This window comes from Xanthomonas translucens pv. cerealis (assembly GCF_006838285.1).
Classification (GTDB): domain Bacteria; phylum Pseudomonadota; class Gammaproteobacteria; order Xanthomonadales; family Xanthomonadaceae; genus Xanthomonas_A; species Xanthomonas_A cerealis.
Genome location: NZ_CP038228.1, coordinates 4263418 through 4287378, shown reverse-complemented (window position 1 = coordinate 4287378; position 23961 = coordinate 4263418). Strand labels below are relative to the sequence as shown.

Below are 23961 nucleotides of genomic sequence, written 5' to 3'. Positions count from 1 at the left end.
GCGCATACGGCGCGCGCCTCAGAATCCCGCCGCCAGCGACGGCGACAGGGCCTGCAGCTGGCTGCGGAACAGGTCCTTGATCCGCTCCAGCGCGGCACTGGTGTCGGCCTCGAAGCGCAGCACCAGCACCGGCGTGGTGTTGGACGCGCGCAGCAGGCCCCAGCCATCGGCGAAGTCGGCGCGCAGGCCATCGATGGTGAGCAGGCGTGCGCCGGCGAACGCCGAATCTTCCTGCTGCGCGGCGGCGACCAACTGCGCGACCAGCGCAGGCGCGTCCTGGCCGTCGGCCAGCGGCAGCTTGATCTCCGGCGTGGACACGCTGTCGGGCAACTCGGCCAATACTTCGGACGGACTCTCCTGGCGCTGCGCCAGGATCTCCAGCAGCCGCGCCGCCGCGTACAGGCCGTCGTCGAAGCCGTACCAGCGTTCCTTGAAGAAGAAGTGGCCGCTCATCTCGCCGGCCAGCTCGGCATCGGTCTCGCGCATCTTCGCCTTGATCAGCGAATGCCCGGTCTTCCACACCATCGGGCTGCCGCCGTTGCGCAGCACGTAGTCCGACAGCTTGCCGGTGCACTTGACGTCGTAGATTACCAGCGCGCCGGGATTGCGCTGCAGCACATCGGCGGCGAACAACATCAGCAAGCGATCTGGGTAGATCACCGCGCCTTCCTTGGTGACCACGCCGAGCCGGTCGGCATCGCCGTCGAAGGCGATGCCCAGGTCGGCGTCGAAACGCTTCACGGTCTGGATCAGGTCTTGCAGGTTGTGCGGTTCGCTGGGATCTGGGTGGTGGTTGGGGAAGGTGCCGTCGACATCGCAGTACAGCGGGATGACTTCCGCGCCGATCGCCTCCAGCAGCCGCGGCGCCAGTTCGCCGCCGACGCCGTTGCCGGCATCGGCCACCACCTTGAGCGGGCGGTCCAGTTGCACGTCGTCGGCGATGCGCTGGATGTAGTCGTTGCCGACGTCGCGCTGCTCCAGCCGCCCCGGTTCGGCGGCACTCGGCAGGCGGCCTTCGTTGATGCGTGCGTACAGGTCGGCGATCGCCGCGCCGGACAGCGTCTCGCCGCCGACCACGATCTTGAAGCCGTTGTAATCCGGCGGGTTGTGGCTGCCGGTGACCACCACGCAACTGCCGGCGCGCAGGTGGAAGCTGGCGAAGTACACGACCGGGGTCGGCGCCAGGCCGATATCGGTGACGTGGCAGCCGGCGCGGCGCAGGCCTTCGATCAGCGCCGCCGACAGTTCCGGGCCGGACAGGCGGCCGTCGCGGCCGACCACCACGTCGTTCAGCCCCTGCTCCTGCATCACCGCGCCGATCGCCTGGCCGATCAGTGTGGCAACCTGCGGGCTGAGGTCGCGGCCGACCACGCCGCGGATGTCGTAGGCACGGAAGATGGCGGCCGGCACCGTCTGCGCCGGCGCCGTCCTGGACGGCGCGGACTCGCCCTCGCCCTCGCCCTCGGGCGACAGCGGCGGCGGCGGCGGCGGTTCCTGGTGTTGCAGGCTCTGCCGCAGGGTGGGTTCGTGCTCGGTACCGGCGGCGGCGGCCTTGGCGCGACGCGGTCGCGGCAGGCGGCCGCGCGCGGCCAGCAACACTGCCAGGGCCAGGACGCCGAGCAGGCCGGCAAGGATCAGGCACGGCAGCGCGTCCAGGCCGAGCGGACCGACATCGGCATCGGGCAACGCCGCGACCACGCGCAGCCCGGACGTGCCGATCGGGCGCGACAACGCATCGCCATGGTCGGCCAGGCCGGTATCGCCGGCGCCGATCACGTCGTAGCCGCCCTGGCGCAGCGCCAGGTAGCCGCTGGCCGGGACCGCGGCCTGCGCCACCGGCGCGGTCAGCACGCGCAGCGGCAAGCGCAGGTAGGCCACGCCGACGCCGGTGTCCAGGGTCACCGGCGCCGCCAGTCCCAGCCGCGGCCCGCCGCCGTCGCGCACCACCGCGCTGGCGACCGCGTTGGTCAGCAATGCCTTTTCCAGCAGCGCCAGGCGCCCGTAGCCGAAGCCGCCCACATCGGCATAGCCGGCATCGAGGTCGCCGGGCAGCACCTGCGCGTCTTCCGCCTCCTTCCAGCCCTCGCGCAACGCCTGCACGGCCGTCGCCGCGTCGCCGCGCGCCAATGCGGCCTGCACCGCGGGCTGCTGCAACTGCGCAGCCAAGCGCCTGGCGGCAGCGGCCAGCGCCTGCGAGGTCTGCGCCACCGCCGCGTCGCGCGCCTGCTCCAGCGCGGTGGCGCTATCTGCGTGGCGCCATTGCTGCGCGCCGCTCCAGCCGAACCACGCGGCCAGCATCACCAGCAGCAGCGCCAGCAGCGGCACCGCCTTGCGCAAACCTTCCGGCGCAGGCCGCCGTTGTGTTGCCTCGCTCATGCACACGATCCCCTGTCAGCGCACTCCGGTATGGCCGAATCCACCCGTTCCCCTGGTGCTGTCGGCGAAAGTATCCACCACCTGCAGGGCAACGCGCACGACCGGCATCACCACCAGCTGCGCGATGCGGTCGCCAGGGGCGATGGTGAACGTCTCGCGGCCGCGGTTCCAGACGCTGATCAGCAGCGGCCCCTGGTAGTCGGCGTCGATCAGGCCGGTGCCGTTGCCGAGCACGATGCCGTGGCGATGGCCCAGCCCGGAACGCGGCAGCACCACCGCGCACAGCTGCGGATCGGCGATGTAGATGGACAGCCCGCTGGGAATCAGCGCGGTGTCGCCCGGCGCCAGGGTCAGCGGCGCCTCGGTGGCCGCGCGCAGATCCAGTCCGGCGCTGGCTTCGGTGGCATAGTCCGGCAACGGCCAGCTGTCGCCGAAGCGCGGGTCGAGCAGTTTGACCTGCAGCGGGTATGGGGTCGGGATAGTCATGCGTGCAGTCGCTCCGCGATCAGGGCCAGCAATTGTTCGGCCAGTTGCGCCTTGGACACGGCCGGGAAGCTCCGTGCGCCCTCCGGCCAATAAGCGGTGGCGGCATTTTGGTCGCTCTCGAAGCCGTTGCCGGCCACCCCCACCTGGTTGGCGATGATCAGGTCCAGGTGCTTGTCGGTGAGTTTGCCACGCGCGTAGCGCTCGATGTCGTGGGTCTCGGCGGCGAAGCCGACCACCAACTTCAGCGCCTGGGTCTGGGCGGCGACCTCGGACAGGATGTCCGGAGTGCGCACCAGCTCCAGGGTCAGCAGCGCGCCGCTCTTCTTGATCTTCTGCGCGGCGACCTGCCTTGGCGTGTAGTCAGCGACCGCAGCGGTGCCGATGTAGATGTCGGCCGGCAACGCGCTCAGCACCGCTTCGCGCATCTGCGCCGCCGAGCGCACGTCGATGCGCTGCACGCCGTCGGGCGTGGGCAGGTGCACCGGGCCACTGACCAGCACCACCGCCGCGCCTTGCCGCGCGGCCGCGGCGGCCAGCGCGTAGCCCATCTTGCCGCTGCTACGGTTGCCGAGATAACGCACCGGATCCAGGTCCTCGTAGGTCGGGCCGGCGCTGATCAGCAGGCGCAGGCCGCTGAGCGCGCCGGCCGCGGTGGCGGCGGCGAGCGGTGCCGGCGCCGCGGCCGCCGCGGACGTGGCCGCGGCGCGGCCGCCGGCCAGCGCGGCGACGATCTGCTCCGGCTCGGCCAGGCGCCCGGGACCGGACTCGCCTTCGGCCAGCGGGCCGTCGTTCGGCCCGACCACGCTGGCGCCGCGCTGGCGCAGCGTGGCGACATTGGCCTGGGTGGCGGGGTGCAGCCACATGCGGTGGTTCATCGCCGGGCACACGGTCAGCGGCGCGGTGGTGGCCAGGCACAGCGTGCTGACCAGGTCGTCGGCCAGGCCATGGGCGAGGCGCGCCAGCAGGTCGGCGGTGGCCGGCGCGACCACCACGCGGTCGGCCCAGCGCGCCAGCTCCAGATGCCCCATCGCCTGCTCGGCGGCGCTGTCCCACAGGCTGGTGCGGGTCGGGTGCGCGGACAGCGCCTGGAAGCTCAGCGGCGTGACGAACTGCTGCGCGCCGGCGGTCATCGCCACCTGCACCTCGGCGCCGGCCTCGCGTAGCCGCCGCACCAGCTCCAGCGCTTTGTAGGCGGCGATGCCGCCGCCCACGCACAACAGCACACGCCGCCCCTGCAGGGGCCCCTCGAAAGTACCGGTCACGTCGGGAATGTCCTACCCATGCAAGAACGATTAGCTTACCCGATGGCCCTTTGCGGCCCTGATACCGTTGCGCCATATCGCCCGCCAATCTGGCGATATGCACATATCCAAATGGCCCCGCGACGAACGCCCCCGGGAAAAGCTGCTGGCACGCGGCGCCCAGGCCCTCTCCGACGCCGAACTGCTGGCGATCTTCCTGGGTTCCGGTTTGCCCGGCAGCGACGCGGTACGCACCTCGCGCGACCTGCTGCAGCGGCACGGCCCGCTGCGCACGCTGCTCGACCGCCCACCCCGCGACCTGGTCCGCCTGCCCGGACTCGGCCTGGCACGGGCCTGCAGACTATCGGCCGCGCTGGAGCTGGGCCAGCGCCATCTGGCCGCCGAACTGGAACGCGGCACGACCCTGAACGACCCGAGCGCGGCCGGCCGCTACTTCGCGCAGCGATTGCGGGCGCGGCCGCACGAGGTGTTCGCGGTGCTGTTCCTGGACACGAAGCACCGCTCGCTGGCGTTCGAGGAGCTGTTCCAGGGCACCCTGGACGGCGCCGAGGTCTATCCGCGCGAAGTGCTGCGGCGCGCTCTGGCGCACAACGCGGCGGCGGTGATCATCGGCCACAACCACCCGTCCGGGAACCCGGAGCCCTCCTCCGCCGACCGCGCCGTCACCCATCGCCTGAAACAGGCATTGGGGCTGGTGGATATCCGCTTGCTCGACCATTTCATCGTCGGCGACGGCGTGCCGGTGTCGATGGCCGCACGCGGCTGGGCCTGAACCGCGGGTCGCGGGCCAGGCACCATGCAAGCGCCTGGCGTGTGCGCGGATCGCGAATGCCCGCTCCCGGATCCCGCCACCGTCGGACGGCCTGAGGTCGGGCTGAACCCGGCACGGGCCGGGAGGCGGCGGGTCGGGTAAAATCGCTGGTTCCGCGCTTCAAGCAGATGATCACGTGAAATCCCAACTCCGCGCCCTGATCGGTCAAGGCATCGAAGCCTTGCGCGCCAACGGCACCCTGCCGGCCGACACGTTGCCGCAGGACTTCGTGGTCGAGCGGCCCAAGACCCGCGAGCACGGCGACTTCGCCACCAACGCGGCGATGCTGCTGGCCAAGGCCACGCGCGGCAATCCGCGCGCGCTGGCGCAGCAACTGGTGGCCGCGCTGCCGGCCAGCGACGAGGTGACCCGGGTCGAGATCGCCGGCCCCGGCTTCATCAACTTCCACCTCAGCCCCAGCGCCTACCAGCGCGAAGTGCTGGCGGTGCTCAAGCAGGGCGAGGATTACGGCCGCAGCCTGGTCGGCAATGGCCGCACCGTGGGCGTGGAATACGTCTCGGCCAACCCGACCGGCCCGCTGCACGTGGGCCACGGACGCGCCGCGGCGATCGGCGACTGCCTGGCGCGGTTGCTCGAGGCCAATGGCTGGAACGCCAAGCGCGAGTTCTACTACAACGACGGCGGCGGCCAGATCGACAACCTGGCGCGCTCGGTGCAGGCGCGCGCGCTGGGCAAGACCCCCGACAGCCCCGACTGGCCGGAAGAAGGCTACCGCGGCGACTACATCCAGGATGTGGCCACCGCCTACCTGGCCGGCGACTCGGTGGACCTGGAAGGCAATCTGGTCACCGGCTGCAAGGATCCGAACGATTTGGAGGCGATCCGCCGCTTCGCCGTGGCCTACCTGCGCAACGAGCAGAACCACGACCTGGCCGCGTTCGGCGTGGACTTCGACATCTACTTCCTGGAAAGCTCGCTGTACCGCGACGGCAAGGTCGAGGAAGCGGTGCAGAAGCTGGTCGCGTCCGGCCACACCTACGAGGAAGGCGGCGCGCTGTGGTTGAAATCGACCGATTTCGGCGACGACAAGGACCGCGTGATGCGCAAGTCCGACGGCAGCTACACCTATTTCGTGCCGGACGTGGCCTATCACCTGAGCAAGTGGCAACGTGGCTACCTGCGCGCGATCACCGAACTGGGCGCCGACCACCACGGCTCGCTGGCGCGGGTGCGCGCCGGCCTGCAGGCGATGGACCTGGGCATCCCCAAGGGCTGGCCCGAGTACGTGCTGCATCAGATGGTCACGGTGATGCGCGGCGGCGAGGAAGTGAAGCTGTCCAAGCGCGCCGGCAGCTACCTGACCCTGCGCGATCTGATCGAGGAAGCCGGCCGCGACGCCACGCGCTGGTTCCTGATCGCGCGCAAGCCCGATTCGCAGCTGACCTTCGACATCGACCTGGCGCGCCAGCAGAGCAACGACAATCCGGTGTTCTACGTGCAATACGCGCATGCCCGCGTGTGCAGCCTGCTGCGCCAGGCGCAGGAGAAGAAGCGGGACTACGACCAGGCCGACGGGCTGAGCCAGCTGAACCGGCTGAACGATGCGACCTCGCTGGAACTGATGCTGGAACTCTCGCGCTACCCGGAAGTGGTGGAGAATGCGGGACACCTGCTGGAACCGCACCTGATCGCGCAATACCTGCGCGAACTGGCGACCGCGTTCCACACCTGGTACCACGGCACCCCGGTGCTGGTGGACGATGCGAGCGAGCGCAACGCCAAGTTGACCCTGGCCGTGGCGGCGCAGCAAGTGCTGGCGAACGGCTTGAACCTCCTGGGCGTTTCCGCCCCGGAAAAAATGTGAGTGGAGAAGCAGTAGATGGCAGCAAGACGCGGTAAGACCCAAGCGCGACGCAACAGCGGCAACGGCACACCCGGATGGGTGTGGCTGATCGCCGGCGTGGCGATCGCAGCGGTGGTGTTCCTGGCAGTACCCGGCCTGTTCAAGAAGGACGGCGACGGCTTCCTGCGCGTGGGCGGCCCGCGCGCCAACCCCGACGCGCAGCCGGCGCCGGTGGCCGATGCCGATGTGGACGCGGCGCCGGAACTGCCCAAGCCGGCGACGGCGGCGGCCGGCAGCACCAAGCCCGACGCCAAGGGTGCCAAGAAGGATGCACAGACCCAGTACGACTTCTACACCTTGCTGCCCGGCAAGGAAGTGCAGATGTCCGACGCCGAACTGGCCGCCAGCGCGCGCGCCGAGACCGCCCGCCAGGCGCGCGCGCCGCAGCCGACGGCAGCTACCCCGGCGGCCGCCACCGCTCCGGCAACGACGGCGGCGCTGTCCAATCCGACGCCCATAGCGGAAACGGCCGCAACCAGCGCGCCCGCCAACACAGCCGCCATCGCGACCAGGCCGGCGGCGGCGGCCACGCCTGCCGCAGCCACGGCCGCAGCGGTAGCGGCGGACAACGCCCGCTACATCCTGCAGGCCGGTTCGTTCGGCGCCTCCGGCGATGCCGAATCGACCAAGGCCAAGCTGGCGATGCTGGGCCTGTCGGCGCGCGTGGAATCGGCGCAGATCAGCGGCAAGACCGTGTACCGCGTGCGCATGGGCCCGTATGGCACCGCCAGCGAACTGGCCGCGGCCAAGCAGAAACTGACCGGCAGCGGCCTGCCGGCGATCGCGATCAAGGCGCAGTGAGGCTGGGAATCGGGAATGGGGAAAAGCGGCGTCTCCTGCATTCCCTGCGACCGGCCTCCTGCATAGGACAGTCGTTGAATTGCCTCGCCAGTCGCGCGAGTACGCTGATGGGAACCTAGCTGCAGTGACCTGTAGCAGGGGGAGCACGTCGACGCCTGCTTTCGCTGTTCCTAATTGCCGATTCCCCACTCCCTATTCCCGGCTTCTAGCCACCTGGAAGCCGGCGAAGGACTGCGTCACCGGCATGATTTCCAGCCGATTGATGTTCAGATGCGGCGGCAGCGTGGCGACCCAGAAAATCTGCTCGGCGATGTCCTCGGCGGTCATCGGCTGCGCGCCGTGGTATAGCGTGTCCGACGCGCCCTGGTCGCCGTGGGTGCGGACCAGGGTGAACTCGGTTTCGGCCATGCCCGGCTCGATCGCGGTCACGCGCACGCCGGTGCCGTGCAGGTCCGCGCGCAGGCCCAGCGAGAACTGGCTGACGAAGGCCTTGGTGCCGCCGTAGGCATTGCCGCCCGGATACGGGTACAGCGCGGCCACCGAACTGATGTTGACGATCGCGCCGCGGCGCTGGATCAGCGTAGGCAGCAGGCGATGGGTCAGGGTCACCAGCGCGGTGATGTTGGTGTCGATCATCGTGCGCCAGTCGTCCAGCGACGCAGCCTGCGCCGGGGCGGTGCCCTGCGCCAGGCCGGCGTTGTTGACCAGCAGGTCGATGCCGCGGAACGCGTCCGGCAGCGCGGCCAGCAGCGCATCGAGCGCGGCTTCGTCGCGGATGTCGAACGCCGCCACGTACACGCGCTCGGCGCCGAACTCGGCCAGCAGCGGCTGCAGCCGCTCGGCGCGGCGGCCGGTGGCGATCACGCGCCAGCCGGCATTGACGAAGCGGCGCACGGCGGCGGCACCGAAACCGGAGGTAGCGCCGGTGATCAGGGCGGTCTGGGTCATTGAGAGGCCGGGAATGGGGAGTGGGGAATCGGGAATGGTAAAAGCAAACAGGCGAAGCCTGGGTGCTGGTGCCTCAACCGCCGCTTGTCGGCATGGATACGTGGCCGACGAGCCGGCGTAGAACGCCAGATGGGTGATTGCTTCGGCTAGTTCATCGCGGCTCAGGCCGTTGTCCAGCGCGCAGCTCAGGTGGAACGGCAGCTGCTGCGGCCGGTACAGCGCCACCAGCGCCGCGACCGTGACCAGGCTGCGCTCACGCGGCGACAGCGCAGGACGCTGCCACAGGTCGGCGAACAGCACCTCGTCGGTCAGCTGCGCGAATTTTGGCGCGATATCGCCGAACAAGGCCGCATCAGACTGGGATAGGTCGGACATTCGCGTCTCGCGATGGAGATTGACTGCGCCCAGCCTAGCCACCGAAGATGTTCCTGAAAATCAGGAAATTCAGCACCCAATTTTCGATAAAACAGGATCGATAGCGTGCGTCGCGTCACCTTCGACCTCGATGCGCTGCGCAGCTTCGTCGCCGGCATCGAGCTGGGCAGCTTCGCCAAGGCGGCAGATCGGCAGGGGCGTTCCACGTCCGCGATCAGCGCGCAGCGGAAGAAGCTGGAAGACCAGGCCGGCCAGGCACTGCTGCGCCGCAGTGGCCGTTAGCTGGCGCTGACCGAGGCGGGCGAGGTACTGCTGGCCTACGCACGCGGCCTGCTCGACCTCAACGCCGCCGCCGCCGCGCTGCACGAACCCGCCCTGCAGGGCTGGGTACGGCTCGGGCTGCAGGAGGATTTCGGCGAGCACATGTTGCCTGACGTGCTCGGGCGCTTCGCCCGCGCGCATCCCAAGGTGCGCATCGAAGCGCGCATCGCGCGCCATCAGGCATTGTTGGCGCGGATCGAAACCGACCAGCTGGACCTGGCGCTGGTCTGGGAAGCGGGAACCGCGACGGCGCATCGCCAGCCCCAGGCCGCCTGGCCGATGCGCTGGATCGCCGCGGCCGATGCGCCGCCGCCGGAGCCGGCCGGCTGGAACGGTGAGACGCCCTTGCCGCTGGTGATGCTGGACGCGCCGTGCCTGCTGCGCACGGCGGCGACCACGGCGCTGGACCGGGCCGGTATTCCGTGGCGCATCGCCTTCACCAGCGCGGGTCTGGGCCGCGGTCCGCGCCGGCCTGGGGCTGACTTTGCGCACGCCGGCCGGCGTTCCTGAGCGCTTGCACTATTGCCGCCAGGAGCCGGCGGCCTGCCGACGCTGCCGGCGCTGGGCTTGAACCTGCATCGTGCCGACGCAGAGCCGGCACCGGCAGTGGCGCGGCTGGCGGAGATCCTGCAGCAGCGCCTGCACGAAGCGCGCGTGGCCTACACCGATCCGGAGTAAAGCCGTGGCGTGGAGAACCGCGCACATCCGGCAATCGCCGCGCCGATGCGCTCCGGCAGTGGCGGCCTAGGCAGTCACCGGCACATCGGCGGACGTGCGCCGCAAGCGCTCGCGCAGCTGCAGGAACGGCCGTTCCACCGCGTAGTGCAGCAGCGCGGCGGCCAGCAGCGCCATCGCCGCATAGACCGAGAAGGCGAGCAGCCCACGTCCTTCGAGCGCGGCGCCGAACCAGCTCTGGGTGAGATGGAACACGGCCTTGTGGGTGAGGTACAAGCTGTGCGAGATCGCCGCCAACCACCCAGCTCCAGGCAGCGCACGCCGGCCGATCCAGCTGCGCGTGGAGGCACCGGCAATCACCAGCAACGCCAGCCCCAGCGACAACAGCGGCCAGCCGACCGCGTTGCCGAGCAGGCCGGTGCGCTCACGGAACAGCCACAGCGCCAGCGCGCACACCGCCAACCCGGCCAGCAGCAGCGCATTCGCATGCGCCTGCAGCCACTGCCAGCGCTGCGGCCGGTACACTTTGAGCACAGCCAGCACCACGCCGGCGAGCAGGCCGTCGAGCCGGTTCCAGGTCGGGTAGTAGATATCCTCGATGAACCAGTTGCGTTGCAGCCCGTCGCCGATGCGCTCGAGCGCGCTGTCGTGCAGCCAGGTCGCCGTGCGCAACGCGATCCCGGCCAGTACCACCGTGCTGCACAGCGCGACGAAGCGCGGCGCCGACGGCCGCCGCAGCGACAGCGCCGCCAGCAGCGGGAACACCAGGTAGAAATGCTCCTCCACGCACAGCGACCAGGCATGCGAGAACGCCGGCTGGCTGGCGTAGTCGATGCCCAGGTTCAAGCTGAAGCTGGCGAACATCCACCACGGCGCGATGCCCGGCGCTTCGCGGAAACCGGGCCAGGCCAGGTACAGCGCCAACACCACGACGAAGGCCGGCAGAATGCGCAACGCACGGCGCAGGTAGAAATCGCCAAAACGCAGCGGCTCGCCACGCGCCAGCGGCGCCAGCACCTGGCTGCCGATCAGCAAACCGCTGAGCACGAAGAACAGATCCACGCCCATCCAGCCGTAGCGCGACAGCCAGGCCCAGTCCTGCCCCAGGCCGCCGACCACGAACGAATGGAACAGCATGACCAAGACAATCGCCAATGCACGCAACAGGTCCAGTCCAGGGTAGCGCATGCAGCCGGCATCCTTTCACGGCGAGGAACGTGGCCGCCATTCTAGGCAGCGCAGCTCGGCCGCTCAATGCGCGCTGGATCCGTTCACCTCTGCGTGCCGCATCGCGCGACGACCACGCTGCAAGGCGGCGATGCGGGCTAGCGTCCTCCCGCTCCCAGGGCCTGCGGCGACACCGAGGGATCGGGTTCACCACGCCCGAGCCGCGGCAACACGCCCCAGCGTTCCAGCCACGCCACGGCCGTCGCCACGCCCTCCTCGGCACGGATGCGCGCGCCCAGGTGCGCCGCGGCCTGCACCATCGCCGGTTGCGCCGCCTGGTCGAGCGCGGCGGCCAGGGTCTGCGCCTGCAGGCCGGCGCGGACCAGCGCCGGCGGCGCCACGCCCTGCCGCTCCAGGCAGTGCGCCCAGAACGGCTGGTCGCCGTAGAACGGCACCACCACCGATGGCACGCCCGCCGCGGCCGCAGCGCCGGTGGTGCCGGCGCCGCCGTGATGCACGATCGCGGCCATGCGCGGGAACAGCCAGGCGTGCGGCGCCTGGCGCAGATGGAAGATCTGCGCGTCGGCGTGCGCATGCGCGGCGTCAAGCGCGCCCCAGCCGCTGGCCAGCACCGCGCGCCGGCCGCTGCGCCGCACCGCCTCGACCAGCGTCGCGGCGAATGCCTGGGGGTCGGGGCTGACCATGCTGCCGAAGCCGATGTAGACCGGCGCCGGACCGGCGTCGAGAAACGCCTGCAACGCCGCGGGCGGCTGCCACTGCGGTTCCTTCAGCATCCAATAGCCGCAGATCTGCACCGACTCGGGCCAGTCGGACGGACGCGGCAGCACGTGGGGGCTGAACCCATACAGCACCCGCACCCGCGCCGAATCGCGATGAAAATAAGGCCCGTACCAAGGATAAGGACGCAACCCGAGCTGTGCGCGCACGCACTGATTGATCGCCGGCTGCATCACCCACCACGCCCCCAGGCGCAGCAGCTGATAGGCGGCCATGCTCAGCGGCCCCGGCACGCTGCGCCCGGCCAGCGGCATCGGCGGCAAGTGCCGCGATGCGGTCAAGGGCTGCAACTGCGCGAACACCACCGGAATCGCGCAGGCCTCGCCCAGTGCCGCTGCGAGCAGGCTGGCATTGCCAACGCCGATCAACAGGTCCGCCCCCGTGCACGCCAATTGCCCTTGCGCCACCCAGTCCCTGGCCCAGAACGCCATGTGCTCGCGAAAAATCCTTGCCATCGCCCGCAACTGCAATCCCAGTTCGGCGATACCGCGATCGTTTTCGAGCAACGCCTGGAAGTCGCCGCTGAGCGCGAAGAAGCTCAGCCCGGCAGCGCGGATCTGCTCGGCGAAGTTGGCGCTGGTGACGATGCGGACCGCATGGCCTCGCTGCTGCAGTTCGCATCCCAGCGCCAGCATCGGCTGGATGTCGCCACGCGTGCCAATCGTGAAGATCGCCACTGTCGCGCCGCGCGCCGACGCTGCATGCTGTTGCTCAGACATCGGCCAGCACCTCCGTGGCCGGCAGCGGCTGCGCCAATCGCGATGCGGCCGCGGACGCGCGCGGTGCGCACTGGTGCGGACGCAGACGCGCATCCACGATCCGCGCGATCTGCGCCGCTGGCGCCGACTGCAGCATCGACTGGTGGTCGCTGTCGATCGGGTGCACGTCCAGTCCGGCCACGAAATCGCGCCAGGCATCGGGGCGATGATCCAGCAGCGGCGACAGGTCCAGAGCCGGCTTGATCGCCGCATCGAAGAACAGCAAGTCAACGTCCACACGCTGCGGCTGGTAGTCGCTGGCCAGTGCCAGCTGGTGCTCGACCAAAGCGGCAATGCGCTCCAGCAACTGCGGATCGTCCTGCAGCAACTGTTGCACCAGCGGCAGCGACAGCAAGCCGTAGTGTTCGCACAGCAACATCGACAGATCGGCCATGCACGCGGGAGCCGGCTGGCCGGGCTGCAGCCGCAGGCCGAGGAACGCCAAGGCGGCGCGCACCCTGGCCGCATCGTCGCCCAGCGCGGCGATGCGCGCGGCATACGGATAGGCGTCGAGGATGGACAGCAATTCCACCTCGTGGCCACCGGCCCGCAGTTCGGCGGCCATCGCATGCACGATCAAACCGCCCAGCGACCAGCCCAGCAACCGGTATGGCCCCTGCGGCTGCACGCAGCGGATCCGCCGCAGGTAATCGGCCGCGATCGTCTCGATGCTGTCCGGCAACGCCGCGCCGCTGCGCAAGGCCGGCGACTGCAGGGCGTACACCGGGCAGTCTGGGTCGAGCTGGCCGAGCAGGCCGAGATACGACCAGCCCAGCCCAACCACCGGATGGATACAGAACAGCGGCCGGTTGCCGTGATCGCCCCGGCGAAGCCGCAGCAACGGCGCGAGCGGATCGTTCTGCGACTCCTCGGCGTTTTCCATCAACGTGGCCAGGCCGGCCACGGTCGATGCATCGAACAAGCTACCCAGCGGCAGTTCGATCCCGAAATGACTGGGAAACCGCGCCAGCAGTTCGGCAGCGGTCAACGAGTCGCCGCCCAGTTCGAAGAAGTTGTCGTGCACGCCGATCCGCTCCACCCCCAGCAAGCGCTGCCACAGCGCGACCAGGCGCTCCTCCAGCGCAGTGCGCGGAGCCACGTAGCGCGGAACCTCCGCTCTGCCCGGGACCGGCAGCGCCTTGCGGTCGAGCTTGCCGTTGGGGGTCAGCGGCAGCGCCGGCAACGCCATGCACACGGTCGGCAGCATGTACTCGGGCAAACGCGCCCGCAGTTGCTGGCGCAGCGTATCAAGCGTCGGCAGCGTCGCGTCGCCGGCCGCCACCAGATAGGCCACCAGTTGCATCGCGCCATCGCCGTCGCCAGCGCGGTGGCCGACCACCGCCGCCGCAGCGATTGCCGGATGCCGCAGCAGCGCGGCTTCCACTTCGCCCGGTTCGACCCGGTGCCCGCGGATCTTCAACTGTGCGTCGGCGCGGCCGAGGAATTCCAGCACGCCGTCCTCGCGCCAGCGCGCCAGATCGCCGGTGCGGTACATGCGCCCGCCATCAGCGACGAACGGATCTGGCAGGAAGGACGCATCGTTGAGCTGCTGCCGCTTCCTGTAGCCCTTGGCCACGCCGGCACCGCCGATGTAGAGCTCGCCGCTGGCGCCGGTAGGGACCGGCTGCTGCTGGCCGTCGAGCACATAGACGCGCGTATTGCGCAGCGGTCGGCCGATCGGAACCGATGCCGTCTCTGCCGGGGTCAGGCGCATCAGCGTGGACCACACCGTGGTTTCGGTAGGGCCGTACAGGTGGGTCAGCCGCGCGCTACGCTGCAGCAGCCGGGTCGCCAGCGCGCCGCTGAGCGTTTCGCCGCCGACCAGGGCGTGCACCTGCTGCAACGGCAGATCCTCGTTGGCCAGCAGGATGCGCCACAGCGAAGGCGTGGCCTGCATCAGGCTGATGCGCTCGCGCGCGATCAACCGCGACAGGCCGTGCGGATCGTGCAGCAAACCATCGCCGGCCACGACCACGCTGGCGCCGCAGATCAGCGGCAGATACAGCTCCAGCGCGGCGATATCGAAACTGATCGTGGTCAGCGCCAGCACCCGGTCGCTGGCCTGCAACTGCAGTTCCTCCTGCATGGCGAACAGGAAGCTGGCCAGATTGCGGTGGCTGACCTCCACCCCCTTGGGCGTTCCGGTGGAACCGGAGGTGTAGAGCAGATAGGCGATGCCATCGGCCGTGGCGCGCGGCGCGGACAACGGGTCCAGGTCGGTCCCTGCCTGCGGATCGAGCCACACGATGCCGCCCAACGCATGCTGCTCCCACTGCGCCGGTTCGCACACCAGCGCGATCGCGCCGGAGTCGTTCAGCATCGTCGCATTGCGCTCCGCCGGACCCCGCGGATCCAGCGGCAAATACGTGGCGCCGCTCCACATCACCGCCAGCAGCACCACCAGCAACTGCGCGCTGCGCGGCAACGCCACCGCGATCACGTCGCCCGGCGACACCCCCTCCCCGACCCACTGCGCCGCCAGCTGCGCACTGCGCTGCTGCAGGCTGCGGTAGTCCAGCACCTGGCTAGCGCAACGCACCGCGATCGCATCGGGCGTGGCGGCTGCCTGCTGCGCGAACCAGTGCGGCAGGCTGCTCGGCTCGGGCAGCGCGGCGTCGGTGCGGTTCCAGTCGTAGAGCAGGCGTGCGCGCTCCTGCGCACCCAGCATGTCCACCTGCCCCAACGCCTGGGTTGGATCGTCCAGAACGGAATCGACCAGTTGCAACAGGCGCCGGCGGTGTTCGTCCAGTTCCTCGCGGGTGTACAGCCCAGGATTGGCATCGAAATCGAAGCGCACGTCGGCACCGTCGCCGCGTTCGTAGAAGAAGATGGTCAGATCCTCGAACGAGCCGTTGGACAGATTGTGCGGAATCGCCTTGACTCCGCCGAAATCCAGCGCGTAGTCGAACGCCTCGATGTTCACCGCCAGCCATGCCAGCTGCTGGTCGTTGCGGACCAGGCCCAGGTCGCGACGCAGATCTTCGTAGCGATATTGCTGATGCCGCAGCGCCGACCTGACCACTGACGCCACCTGCGCGAACAGGCTGTGGAACGGCGCCTGCGGCGCCATTGCCAGGCGGATCGGCACCGCATTGGCGAGCATGCACGGCGTGCTGCGGTACTGGCGGTTGACCCGCCCGGTCACCGGCATGCCGAAGATCATATCCTCCGCGCCGGTATTGCGATGGTAGAACGCGGCGACCAACGCGATCAGCAACTGCGGCAGCGTGACGCCGTACAGTGCGCCGAGTTCGCGCAGACGCGCGATCTTCGCACTGGACAGGTGGCCCGTACTGCGCAGAAAGCCGCAGTGCGACGCGCCGGGACGGCGCGTCAGTCTCACCGCCGGCGGAGGGTTGGCCAACTGCTGCGCCCAGTAGTCGCGATCGCGAAGGAAACGTTCGGACTTGCGGTACGACGCTTCCAGCTCGACCAGCGCGGCCAGGGTACCCACCGTGCTCGCCGGAGGCTCGACGCCCGCGGCATAGGCGCTGTAGAGCTCGGCCAGTCGCTGCACGACCATCCCGCCGCTGTAGCCGTCCATCACCAGATGGTGCCCGTATTGCACCCATAGATAGTGGTCTTCGCCCAGCCGGAACAGCACGCACCTCCACAGCGGATCGCGCGCGATGTCCCACTGCCGCTCAATCACCTGCGCGATCCAGCACTCGGCCGCCTGCCGTGGCGCCGGGCCGCCACTCAAATCGAGATACGGAAAATCGCCGAGGTATTCGGCCTCCACCCGCTGTCGCGGTAAGCCGTTCTCTTCGACGATGCGCATCCGGATAGTCTCGAATTCGCACACCAGCTGCCTCGATGCGCGCAGGATCAGTTGCGGCTGGATCGGACCGAACAGTTCCAGCGCCTCGGACAAATTCAGCGAAGCCTTCGGATTGATTTTATGTATAACCCATAGTCCGCGCTGGGCGACGGTCAAAGGCAGGGAACCGCAGGAGAGCTGATTCATGGCATGCTCCTTATTGGACTCGCTCGCAAGGCGTTGCCATCGACGCCGGAATCGACGTCGAGAAAGCACCACATACAAGGAGCCGGATTGAGATCGAGTTAATATGATCCCCGGTCCGGAAACCGGAAAAATCCGGGGAAACGCCCAAATACCACCCCCACTTCAACCAGCGGCAGGATGACAACGGATCATTGCCCTGATCGAGAAAGTACAAGCACGCAACACCGACAGCCAAATAAAAAGGCAGTCAATATTTAGATTCCATGTAGAGAGTTTCCATTTACGCTTGCGCACTGTCCACCGACATCCTTTGGAGCAAATCACAGTCCCATGTCCGCTACCGTAGACACACCGATAAAACAGTGATTCGAACCACTCTCGCCTTCGATCTGTATCAGCCGTGGCGTCTATGCGCACGCAGACCGCGCAGATGTGGAATGCCATAAGCCGCTATGCGCGGCCAAGGCAGCACCGTCACCACGCTTCAACCTGCATGGTCATCGCGACGCATGGCCGGGCAAACACGCAGCGACATCCTTGTCAGGCGATGCCCCCAGCACAGAGGCATGCACGCAGCGCTGCTTGTTTAGAATGGCGACGCCGCCGGATAGCACCGACATGCAGCGTCGACGAGCGCAGGTGCGCTGCCGCAATCGCCAGCCGTAGCAGCCGCGGTGTACCGGCCGCCCACGGTGCGGGCCGGCGGCGCGCGCTGGCGGCTAGCGCATGTCGGGTCGATCAGCCCAGCGGCTCGTCCGACAGATAGGTGTAGCCGGTCAGCCCCGCTTCCAGCGCCGCCGACAAGGCCTGCGCCTGCGCCGCCGGCAACTGCGCGGCGGCCACGCGCTCGGCATAGGCCGCGCGCAGGTCGGCCAGTGCATAGCCCACGTAGTCCAGCATCACGTCGGTGGTGTCGCCGCGGCGCTGCTGGGCGATGCGGTAGCCGTCGCCATCGGTGCTGACCTCGATCGCATCGGTGTCGCCGAACAGGTTGTGGATGTCGCCGAGGATCTCCTGGTAGGCGCCGACCAGGAAAAAGCCGAGCCGGTAGCTCTCGCCCGGGTGCAGTTCGTGCAGCGGCAGCGAGCTGTCCAGGCTCTCGTTCTCGACGTAAGTCTTGACCATGCCGTCGGAGTCGCAGGTCATGTCGCAGATCACACCGCGCCGCGCCGGCGCCTCGTTCAGGCGCTCGATCGGCACGATCGGGAACACCTGGTCGATCGCCCATACGTCGGGAATCGATTCGAACACGCTGAAGTTGACGAAATACTTGTCCACCAACCGCTCGTTGAGTTCGTCCAGCACCGGGCGGTGGCTCTTTTCCTCGTGGCTCAGGCGCGCGCGCACGCCGTGCGCAATGGCGTAGAACAGGTCGTCGATGCGTGCGCGCTGCGGCAGGTCGATCTGGCCCAGTGCGTAGCTGGACAGGCCTTCGGCATGGAAATGCTGCGCTTCCTGGAACAGCTCCACCGCCGGGCGCACGTCCAGCTCGTCGTGGATCTCGCGCAGGTGGCGGATCGCCGTCGGCTCGTCGGCATGCGCGTCGGGGACGCGCCCTTCCGGTGCCTGCTCCACTTCCGAGACGTTAGCGATCAGCACCGCATGGTGCGCGGTCATCGCGCGGCCGCACTCGGTGAGGATCCGCGGCGGCGGCAGGCCGTGTTCCTCGCAGGCGTTGGCCAGCGGCTGCACGATGTTGCTGGCGTAGGAATGCAGGCCGTAGTTGATGGAGCAATAGCTGCGCGAACGGGTGCCTTCGTAATCGATGCCCAGGCCGCCGCCGACGTCGACGTGGCTAATCCTGGAGCCCAGCTTGGACAGCTCCACGAAATAGCGCGTGGCCTCGCGCATGCCGTTGGCGATGTCGCGCACGTTGGAGATCTGCGAGCCCATGTGGAAGTGCAGCAGGTTCAGCGCGTCGGCGTACTCGGTGTCGCGCAGCGCCTTCCACAGGTCCAGTACCTGCCGCGGCGACAGCCCGAACTTGGCCTTGTCGCCGCCGCTGTTCTGCCACTTGCCCGCGCCCAGCGAGGCCAGGCGCATGCGCACGCCCAGGCCCGGCTTGACGTCCAGCGCGCGCGCTTCCTCCAGCACCAGCTTCAGCTCCGACGGCTTCTCGATGACGATGAAGGTCTGCAAGCCCAGTTTGCGCCCGATCAGCGCCAGGCGGATGTATTCGCGGTCCTTGTAGCCGTTGCAGACGATCAGCCCGCCCGGCCGCGACAGCGCCAGCACCGCCATCAATTCCGGCTTGCTGCCCGCTTCCAGGCCGAAACCCTCGCCGTGGTGGCTGGCCAGGGTGCCGGCCACGCCGCGGTGCTGGTTGACCTTGATCGGGTACACCGCGGTGTAGCCGCCGGCGTAGTCCCAGTCGGCCTGGGCCTGGGCGAAGGCCGACTGCAGCTTGCCCAGGCGCTCGCCCAGGATGTCCGGAAAGCGCACCAGCATCGGCAGCTTGGCGCCGGCCGCGCGCGCGGCATCCACCACCTCGGGCAACGCGATCGCCACGCCGTCGGCGCCTTGCGGGCGCACCACCATCCGGCCGGCCGCATCCACGTCGAAATACCCATCGGCCCAATGCGGGATCGAATAGGTCTTGCGGGCCTGGTCGAGGGACCAATCGCTCATCGTGGCGGCTCGGCGGAGAAAAGGGGCGTGGATTGTAACGCCTGCTACGCGTGGGCTCCGTTACAATTCGCGCCGACCTGACGCGCCTGCCTTAGTGGGAGCTGGGTGGGTCTGGGTTCGGGTGCCGTGTCGTGTGGTCTGACTGCACGAGGCGGCGCTACACACTCATCCGGCGATGGATTCGGGTCGGGCGTCGCGTGATCTGGCTGCGCGAGGCTGCGCCCGACCCTCATCCGGCGCTGCGCGCCACCTTCTCCCGGTGGGAGAAGGATGAGTCCATCTTCTTTCTTGCTTTCCTAGGAATCCCCTGCATGAGCGCCAACGACAACTGGTACATCGAACACTTCCAGCCCACCGGCTCGGCCATCGGCTATCGCATCACCGGCAAGCTGGACGAGGTGCAGTCGCCGTTCCAGAAGATCGAGATCTACGACACCACCGATTGGGGCAAGCTGATGGTGATCGACGGCGCGGTGATGCTGACCACGCGCGACAACTTTTTCTACCACGAGATGATCAGCCACCCGGCACTGTTCACCCACGCCGCGCCCAAGCGCGTGGTGATCATCGGCGGCGGCGACTGCGGCACCCTGCGCGAAGTGCTCAAGCACCCATGCGTCGAAAGCGCCACCCAGTGCGACATCGACGAGCAGGTCACGCGCATGGCCGAGAAGTACTTCCCTGAGCTGTGCGAGTCCAACGCCGATCCGCGCGCCGAGTTGCTGTTCGACGACGGCATCGCCTATATGGCCAACTGCCCGGCAAACAGCGTGGACATCGTCATCGTCGATTCCACCGACCCGGTCGGCCCGGCCGAAGGCCTGTTCAACAAGGCGTTCTACGCCAGCTGCTTCAAGGCGCTGAAGGACGACGGCATCCTGGTGCAGCAATCCGAATCGCCGCTGGCGCTGCTGGACCTGATCAAGGAAATGCGTGCTGAAATGGGCAAGGCCGGCTTCGCCAGCTTCCACACCGTGCCGTTCCCGCAGCCGTGCTACCCGACCGGCTGGTGGAGCGTGACCCTGGCGCGCAAGTCCGGCGGCTTCGACTTCCGCGAAGCCGATGCGGCGGCCAAGCCGTTCGTCACCCGCTACTACAGTGCGCACCTGCACACCGGCACCCAGGTGCTGCCGCCGTTCGTGGCCGAGGCGCTGGGCGGTTAAGCGCTGGGCCGGCGCCGACGAGGTTGGCACCGGCCACGCCGCGCGGACTCGCGGCGTTGTGGCCGCTCTGCAACGGCAGCGCAGGCGAGGCGTTGCCCATTCTCGAGGAAGCGGCGCAGGAAAGCCTGCTCGCGCCGTTAGGCCTGCTCTTGGTCGCGCTCTCCCGGCACCCGTCCCGGGTCCGGCCACCGCCATCCAGCCTGACCGTCGTGCTCGCCGGCGCGATCGTCGTACTCACCTTCTGGCTGACCCTTGGACGCGGCTATACCGCGGCTTGAGAACGCCTGGTCGAGGTCGCGCATGCCGACGACAATGCGTGGCCTGACTGGCATGGCCGGCGTGATTGCGTCGGCACCTGCAGGGCGCCGATCCTGCAGCCGAAGGTCTGTTCGACAAGACGTTTACGCCACGCTGAAAGCGGCCGCATCGCCCGCGCAGGGCTGCGCGCGCCATGCAGGCGCGCGCCGAGCCGTCGGAGCGGAGTTGGCGGGTACGTCCAGCGCGATCAGCGTCGGGGCGTCCGCCACGAAACGATCGAGCACGCCATCGGCAATCTTGACTGGCCCGCCGAAGCGCGTCGCGCCAAGGATCGACTGGCTCGCCGCGGCCTCGGCGGCGAGCCGGGTGGCATCGGCGAACACGCCCGACGCCGCGGTGTCGCCTCGGTTGGCGGCCTGCAGACCGGCTGCCGTCGCCTGCAGCGCGCGCCCCCAGACCTGCATCGCATCCAGCCAGGGGCGCGACTGTTCTGCGAAGCCGGGATCGGCCACCCCTGCGCGGATGACGGCGGGCACGATCGCGTCCGCGCTGCGCGCAAGCTCGGCAAGCGCCTGGCCGCGCGCGTCGGCGTCGTCACCGGCCAGCGCTTCGGGGACCCGGTCGAGCACGGCCTTCAGCCGCGGCGCCTGTTCCTGTCACGGCTGGCTGCCGAAGGTCGGCGCCAGCTGCTGGGTATCGAAGAAGGTGAGCAGTGCCGCGGTCGCTCGCGCGCCGCCGCATGCCAGGTGCGCTCGGCGTCGTCGCCCTGGTCGTTCCATGCGAACGCGGTCAGCCCCATCACCGCCACACGGCTCGGCACTTTCTGGTTCATCGGGTTCGCGACGATGCCGGCCAACTCGGCGGACAGGCCGGCCTCGCGCCGCGCGTAGGGCGCCAGCGGCAAGCGACCGGCCGAGGTTTCGTCATCGTTGACCGGGTAGTTGTCCCACAGCAGGGTCTTGCGTCCGAATGCCTTGGTCGCCGCACGCGCATCGGGGATGGAAATGGCTGGCGGCACGACATCGGTGCCGGTCCATTGCACCACGATCTTCGGATCCAGATGCTGGCGCAACGCGGCCTTGTACGGGCTTTCCTTGGCGTCGTCATACTCGGTCGGCACCATGATCAGGTGCGACGCCGCATCGTGCCGGGCGACCAGGTCCGCCTGCGCCAGGTTGAGCAGGTGCGCCTGCGCGACACCGGCCGCTTCCGCACGCGACGCGCCGAAAGCGGTCTTGTCGCGCGCGCAATTCCACTTGTTGTATTCAATATCGTCGAGCGCGACATAGAAGCTGCGCACGCCCAGCGCACGGAACGCGTCGAACTTGCGCAGCAGCGCCTTGGCATCGGCCGGATCGGAGAAGCAGACCGACGGCCCAGGCGAGATCGCGTAGACGAAATCGACATGGTTGCGCTGGGCGGTCGCCACCAACTTGCCTAGCGCCTTCAGCGTGGCCGCGGGATAGGCCTCGCGCCAGCGGTCGCACGCATGCGGATCGTCCTTCGGACTGTAGATGGAGGTGTTCGCCTTGGTGCGGGCGAGAAACTCGATGTGCTTGGCGCGATCGGCAATCGACCATGACGCCCCGTAGAACCCCTCGATCGTGCCGCGGATGGCCATCGCCGGATAGTCCTGGATGACCAGGGTCGGAATGGCCGAGCGTTCGGCAAGCTGGCGCAAGGTCTGCGCGGCATGGAACAGGCCGTCGGCGTCGTGGCCGGCGAGCGTGATCAGGCTGCCCTTGCCGGCCGCGACGCTGGCAAGGGTATAGCCCTCCTTGCGCGTCTCCTGCACGGCCTTGCTGCCCGCCAGCGCGCCGCGGACGACCGCCGACTAGCCGGTGCCGACGACGATGTACGTTTGCTTGAGCGTGGCCGGCAGGCGCGATGCGCTCGCGATGCGCTCGACGCCTGCCGACAGCAGGATGCGGCGGACCAGCGCGACCGAGGTGGGGTCCGCGCCCGGCGCGGCGACCAGCACCACCTTCCCACCGAGCGCGACGGTGCCGGCCTCCAGCCGGATCGATACCGGGCTGGGAAACAGCGCGGGCCGCGTGACCGGCTGCGCCATGGCCGGGACTGCCAGGGCCAGGCCCAGTGCCAGCATCATCGAACGCAAGCCCGCCGCCGCGGCGTGTCGCGTCATTTCCGCCCTCCGGTATTGGAATGGTATTACGACAAAGAGTAGGCTAGCGACTACCTCGATGCGGTAGCCATTTTGCTCGCGCAGATGCGCTTTGAAGCGGGTCCAGGGCTTGGGTCGCGCCAGGCCACCGATCCCATCTCCGGTATTTAAATGGTATGAGCAGCGGAGGGGGCGCGCATCGCCCCGGCGACGCGTTATGCCAGTAAAGCCTTCGTCCGGTCGCTGTCTCTGCACCTGTCGCAGGCGCAACACCGACGAGGCATGCGCGCGCTGCGTCGCCGCAGCAGCGCCTGGGCATTGCAATCGCCTGCAACGCGCCAGGCGATGCCGAAATCGAAATGGCCGCGGCGCAGGCCGCCGCGCGCGCAGACCTTACAGCGCGTCGGCATCCAGTTCGCCGGTGCGGATCCGCACCACCGTGCCCAGGTCGTACACGAACACCTTGCCGTCGCCGATCTTGCCGGTGCCGGCCGCTTTGACGATCGCCTCAAGCACGCGCTCGACCTGGTCTTCGGTGACCGCCACTTCCAACTTCACCTTGGGCAGGAAATCGACCACGTACTCGGCGCCGCGGTACAGCTCGGTGTGACCCTTCTGCCGGCCGAAACCCTTGACCTCGGTGACGGTGATGCCGGCCACGCCTTGCGCCGCGAGCGCTTCGCGCACGTCGTCGAGCTTGAACGGCTTGATCACGGCCATGATCATCTTCATGCGGCTTTCTCCAATCACAATGGCATCAGGATAGCGCGGTTGCGCGATGCCCGGCCGCCGGGTTCAAATGGCAGCGCGCGCCATCGCCGGAATTTTCCGACAGCGCACCGCGCCCGATACCGATGGCCCCGAACCGCAGGGTGCCGCAGTCTGAAGCCACCTGCCGGAGCATCGCCATGATCGACCTCAATCACCTCGACGACCTCGCCCGCCGCCTCAGCGACCTGGTGCCGCCAGGCCTGCGCGAATCCCGCGACGAACTGCAGAGCACCTTCAAGAGCGCGCTGCAGGCCGGGCTGGGCAAGCTCGACCTGGTCACCCGAGAGGAATTCGACGTGCAGCGCGCGGTGCTGCTGCGCACCCGCGAGAAGCTGGAAGCGCTGGAACGCAGCGTCGCCGCGCTGGAAGCCGTGCGCAGCGGCAACGCGCCGTCCGCGCAAGCCTGA

18 protein-coding genes and 2 pseudogenes are annotated in these 23961 nt (G+C 68.7%); 8 read left to right on the top strand and 12 right to left on the bottom strand.

Annotation, left to right across the window (positions count from 1 at the left end; genetic code table 11):
- Positions 1–18 precede the first annotated feature (18 nt).
- From E4A48_RS18960 to coaBC, 3 genes are read right to left on the bottom strand one after another with little or no spacing between them, the layout of a single operon-like run.
- Entirely contained in the window at positions 19–2376 is a 2358-nt protein-coding gene (locus tag E4A48_RS18960) for a phosphomannomutase/phosphoglucomutase (protein ID WP_142742970.1), read from the bottom strand.
- Between the two features lie 15 nt (positions 2377–2391).
- Positions 2392–2862: a dUTP diphosphatase gene (gene dut, locus E4A48_RS18955; RefSeq protein ID WP_039006269.1), complete on the bottom strand. Its 471-nt coding sequence runs from the start codon at positions 2860–2862 to the stop codon at positions 2392–2394.
- The gene (gene coaBC, locus E4A48_RS18950) at positions 2859–4124 is read right to left on the bottom strand and encodes a bifunctional phosphopantothenoylcysteine decarboxylase/phosphopantothenate--cysteine ligase CoaBC (protein ID WP_142742969.1); all 1266 of its coding nucleotides are present in this window, start codon (positions 4122–4124) and stop codon (positions 2859–2861) included. The genes dut and coaBC overlap by 4 nt, the downstream gene beginning before the upstream one ends.
- Before the next feature lie 97 nt (positions 4125–4221).
- Here coaBC and radC point away from each other — a divergent pair, with 97 nt between their 5' ends.
- From radC to E4A48_RS18935, 3 genes are all read left to right on the top strand, one after another.
- A complete protein-coding gene (gene radC, locus E4A48_RS18945) occupies positions 4222–4896 on the top strand; it encodes a RadC family protein (protein ID WP_039006270.1) in 675 nt (224 codons plus the stop codon).
- A 175-nt stretch (positions 4897–5071) separates the two neighbouring features.
- The gene (gene argS / locus E4A48_RS18940) at positions 5072–6760 is read left to right on the top strand and encodes an arginine--tRNA ligase (protein ID WP_039006271.1); all 1689 of its coding nucleotides are present in this window, start codon (positions 5072–5074) and stop codon (positions 6758–6760) included.
- 15 nt (positions 6761–6775) lie between these two features.
- Entirely contained in the window at positions 6776–7600 is an 825-nt protein-coding gene (locus E4A48_RS18935) for an SPOR domain-containing protein (RefSeq protein ID WP_039006272.1), read from the top strand.
- Positions 7601–7792: 192 nt separating this feature from the next.
- On the opposite strand, the gene E4A48_RS18930 is transcribed toward E4A48_RS18935, so the two are convergent.
- The 3 genes and pseudogenes from E4A48_RS18930 to E4A48_RS21745 all read right to left on the bottom strand — a co-directional run bounded on the left by E4A48_RS18930 (position 7793) and on the right by E4A48_RS21745 (position 9346).
- Positions 7793–8548: an SDR family NAD(P)-dependent oxidoreductase gene (locus E4A48_RS18930; protein WP_058196979.1), complete on the bottom strand. Its 756-nt coding sequence runs from the start codon at positions 8546–8548 to the stop codon at positions 7793–7795.
- Positions 8549–8623: 75 nt separating this feature from the next.
- A pseudogene (locus E4A48_RS20750) lies at positions 8624–8923 on the bottom strand (carboxymuconolactone decarboxylase family protein); the annotation flags it as partial.
- A 69-nt stretch (positions 8924–8992) separates the two neighbouring features.
- Positions 8993–9346, bottom strand: coding sequence for a hypothetical protein (locus tag E4A48_RS21745; RefSeq protein WP_458296314.1), 354 nt, complete (start codon positions 9344–9346; stop codon positions 8993–8995).
- On the opposite strand from E4A48_RS21745, the gene E4A48_RS21350 reads away from it, so the two are divergent.
- Complete coding sequence (locus tag E4A48_RS21350) at positions 9347–9754, top strand: LysR substrate-binding domain-containing protein (protein WP_237655475.1); 408 nt, start codon at positions 9347–9349, stop codon at positions 9752–9754.
- A gap of 12 nt (positions 9755–9766) precedes the next feature.
- Positions 9767–9922, top strand: a complete 156-nt coding sequence (locus E4A48_RS21345; RefSeq protein ID WP_230812862.1) for a hypothetical protein — start codon at positions 9767–9769, stop codon at positions 9920–9922.
- 66 nt (positions 9923–9988) lie between these two features.
- On the opposite strand, the gene E4A48_RS18920 is transcribed toward E4A48_RS21345, so the two are convergent.
- The 4 genes from E4A48_RS18920 to speA form a co-directional block, all read right to left on the bottom strand.
- Positions 9989–11107 (bottom strand): acyltransferase family protein, encoded by a 1119-nt coding sequence (locus E4A48_RS18920; protein WP_142742967.1) that lies wholly within the window; start codon positions 11105–11107, stop codon positions 9989–9991.
- A gap of 137 nt (positions 11108–11244) precedes the next feature.
- Positions 11245–12603 carry a glycosyltransferase gene (locus E4A48_RS18915; RefSeq protein WP_039006274.1) on the bottom strand — a complete coding sequence of 453 codons (1359 nt, stop codon included), beginning with the start codon at positions 12601–12603 and terminating at the stop codon, positions 11245–11247.
- Complete coding sequence (locus E4A48_RS18910; RefSeq protein WP_142742966.1) at positions 12596–16609, bottom strand: non-ribosomal peptide synthetase; 4014 nt, start codon at positions 16607–16609, stop codon at positions 12596–12598. Before E4A48_RS18910 ends, E4A48_RS18915 begins: the two co-directional genes overlap by 8 nt.
- A 738-nt stretch (positions 16610–17347) precedes the next feature.
- Complete coding sequence (speA, locus tag E4A48_RS18905; RefSeq protein ID WP_142742965.1) at positions 17348–19237, bottom strand: arginine decarboxylase; 1890 nt, start codon at positions 19235–19237, stop codon at positions 17348–17350.
- Positions 19238–19548: 311 nt separating this feature from the next.
- Here speA and speE point away from each other — a divergent pair, with 311 nt between their 5' ends.
- Both speE and E4A48_RS18895 read left to right on the top strand, forming a co-directional pair.
- Positions 19549–20400, top strand: coding sequence for a polyamine aminopropyltransferase (gene speE / locus E4A48_RS18900; RefSeq protein ID WP_058196319.1), 852 nt, complete (start codon positions 19549–19551; stop codon positions 20398–20400).
- 23 nt (positions 20401–20423) lie between these two features.
- The gene (locus E4A48_RS18895) at positions 20424–20678 is read left to right on the top strand and encodes a hypothetical protein (protein ID WP_142742964.1); all 255 of its coding nucleotides are present in this window, start codon (positions 20424–20426) and stop codon (positions 20676–20678) included.
- A 123-nt stretch (positions 20679–20801) separates the two neighbouring features.
- On the opposite strand, the pseudogene E4A48_RS18890 reads toward E4A48_RS18895, so the two are convergent.
- Both E4A48_RS18890 and E4A48_RS18885 read right to left on the bottom strand, forming a co-directional pair.
- Positions 20802–22804: pseudogene (locus tag E4A48_RS18890) on the bottom strand (beta-N-acetylhexosaminidase family protein).
- 372 nt (positions 22805–23176) lie between these two features.
- Complete coding sequence (locus tag E4A48_RS18885; protein WP_003480503.1) at positions 23177–23515, bottom strand: P-II family nitrogen regulator; 339 nt, start codon at positions 23513–23515, stop codon at positions 23177–23179.
- A gap of 176 nt (positions 23516–23691) precedes the next feature.
- Here E4A48_RS18885 and ubiK point away from each other — a divergent pair, with 176 nt between their 5' ends.
- Entirely contained in the window at positions 23692–23961 is a 270-nt protein-coding gene (ubiK, locus tag E4A48_RS18880) for a ubiquinone biosynthesis accessory factor UbiK (protein WP_142742963.1), read from the top strand.

What these genes read in the sequence shown, in the direction of transcription:
- E4A48_RS18960 (WP_142742970.1), bottom strand. Translation starts at nt 2,376, where the DNA reads ATGAGCGAGGCAACACAACGGCGGCCTGCGCCGGAAGGTTTGCGCAAG.
- dut (WP_039006269.1), bottom strand. Translation starts at nt 2,862, where the DNA reads ATGACTATCCCGACCCCATACCCGCTGCAGGTCAAACTGCTCGACCCG.
- radC (WP_039006270.1), top strand. Translation starts at nt 4,222, where the DNA reads ATGCACATATCCAAATGGCCCCGCGACGAACGCCCCCGGGAAAAGCTG.
- E4A48_RS18935 (WP_039006272.1), top strand. Translation starts at nt 6,776, where the DNA reads ATGGCAGCAAGACGCGGTAAGACCCAAGCGCGACGCAACAGCGGCAAC.
- E4A48_RS18930 (WP_058196979.1), bottom strand. Translation starts at nt 8,548, where the DNA reads ATGACCCAGACCGCCCTGATCACCGGCGCTACCTCCGGTTTCGGTGCC.
- E4A48_RS21350 (WP_237655475.1), top strand. Translation starts at nt 9,347, where the DNA reads ATGTTGCCTGACGTGCTCGGGCGCTTCGCCCGCGCGCATCCCAAGGTG.
- E4A48_RS18920 (WP_142742967.1), bottom strand. Translation starts at nt 11,107, where the DNA reads ATGCGCTACCCTGGACTGGACCTGTTGCGTGCATTGGCGATTGTCTTG.
- E4A48_RS18915 (WP_039006274.1), bottom strand. Translation starts at nt 12,603, where the DNA reads ATGTCTGAGCAACAGCATGCAGCGTCGGCGCGCGGCGCGACAGTGGCG.
- E4A48_RS18910 (WP_142742966.1), bottom strand. Translation starts at nt 16,609, where the DNA reads ATGAATCAGCTCTCCTGCGGTTCCCTGCCTTTGACCGTCGCCCAGCGC.
- speA (WP_142742965.1), bottom strand. Translation starts at nt 19,237, where the DNA reads ATGAGCGATTGGTCCCTCGACCAGGCCCGCAAGACCTATTCGATCCCG.
- speE (WP_058196319.1), top strand. Translation starts at nt 19,549, where the DNA reads ATGAGCGCCAACGACAACTGGTACATCGAACACTTCCAGCCCACCGGC.
- E4A48_RS18885 (WP_003480503.1), bottom strand. Translation starts at nt 23,515, where the DNA reads ATGAAGATGATCATGGCCGTGATCAAGCCGTTCAAGCTCGACGACGTG.
- ubiK (WP_142742963.1), top strand. Translation starts at nt 23,692, where the DNA reads ATGATCGACCTCAATCACCTCGACGACCTCGCCCGCCGCCTCAGCGAC.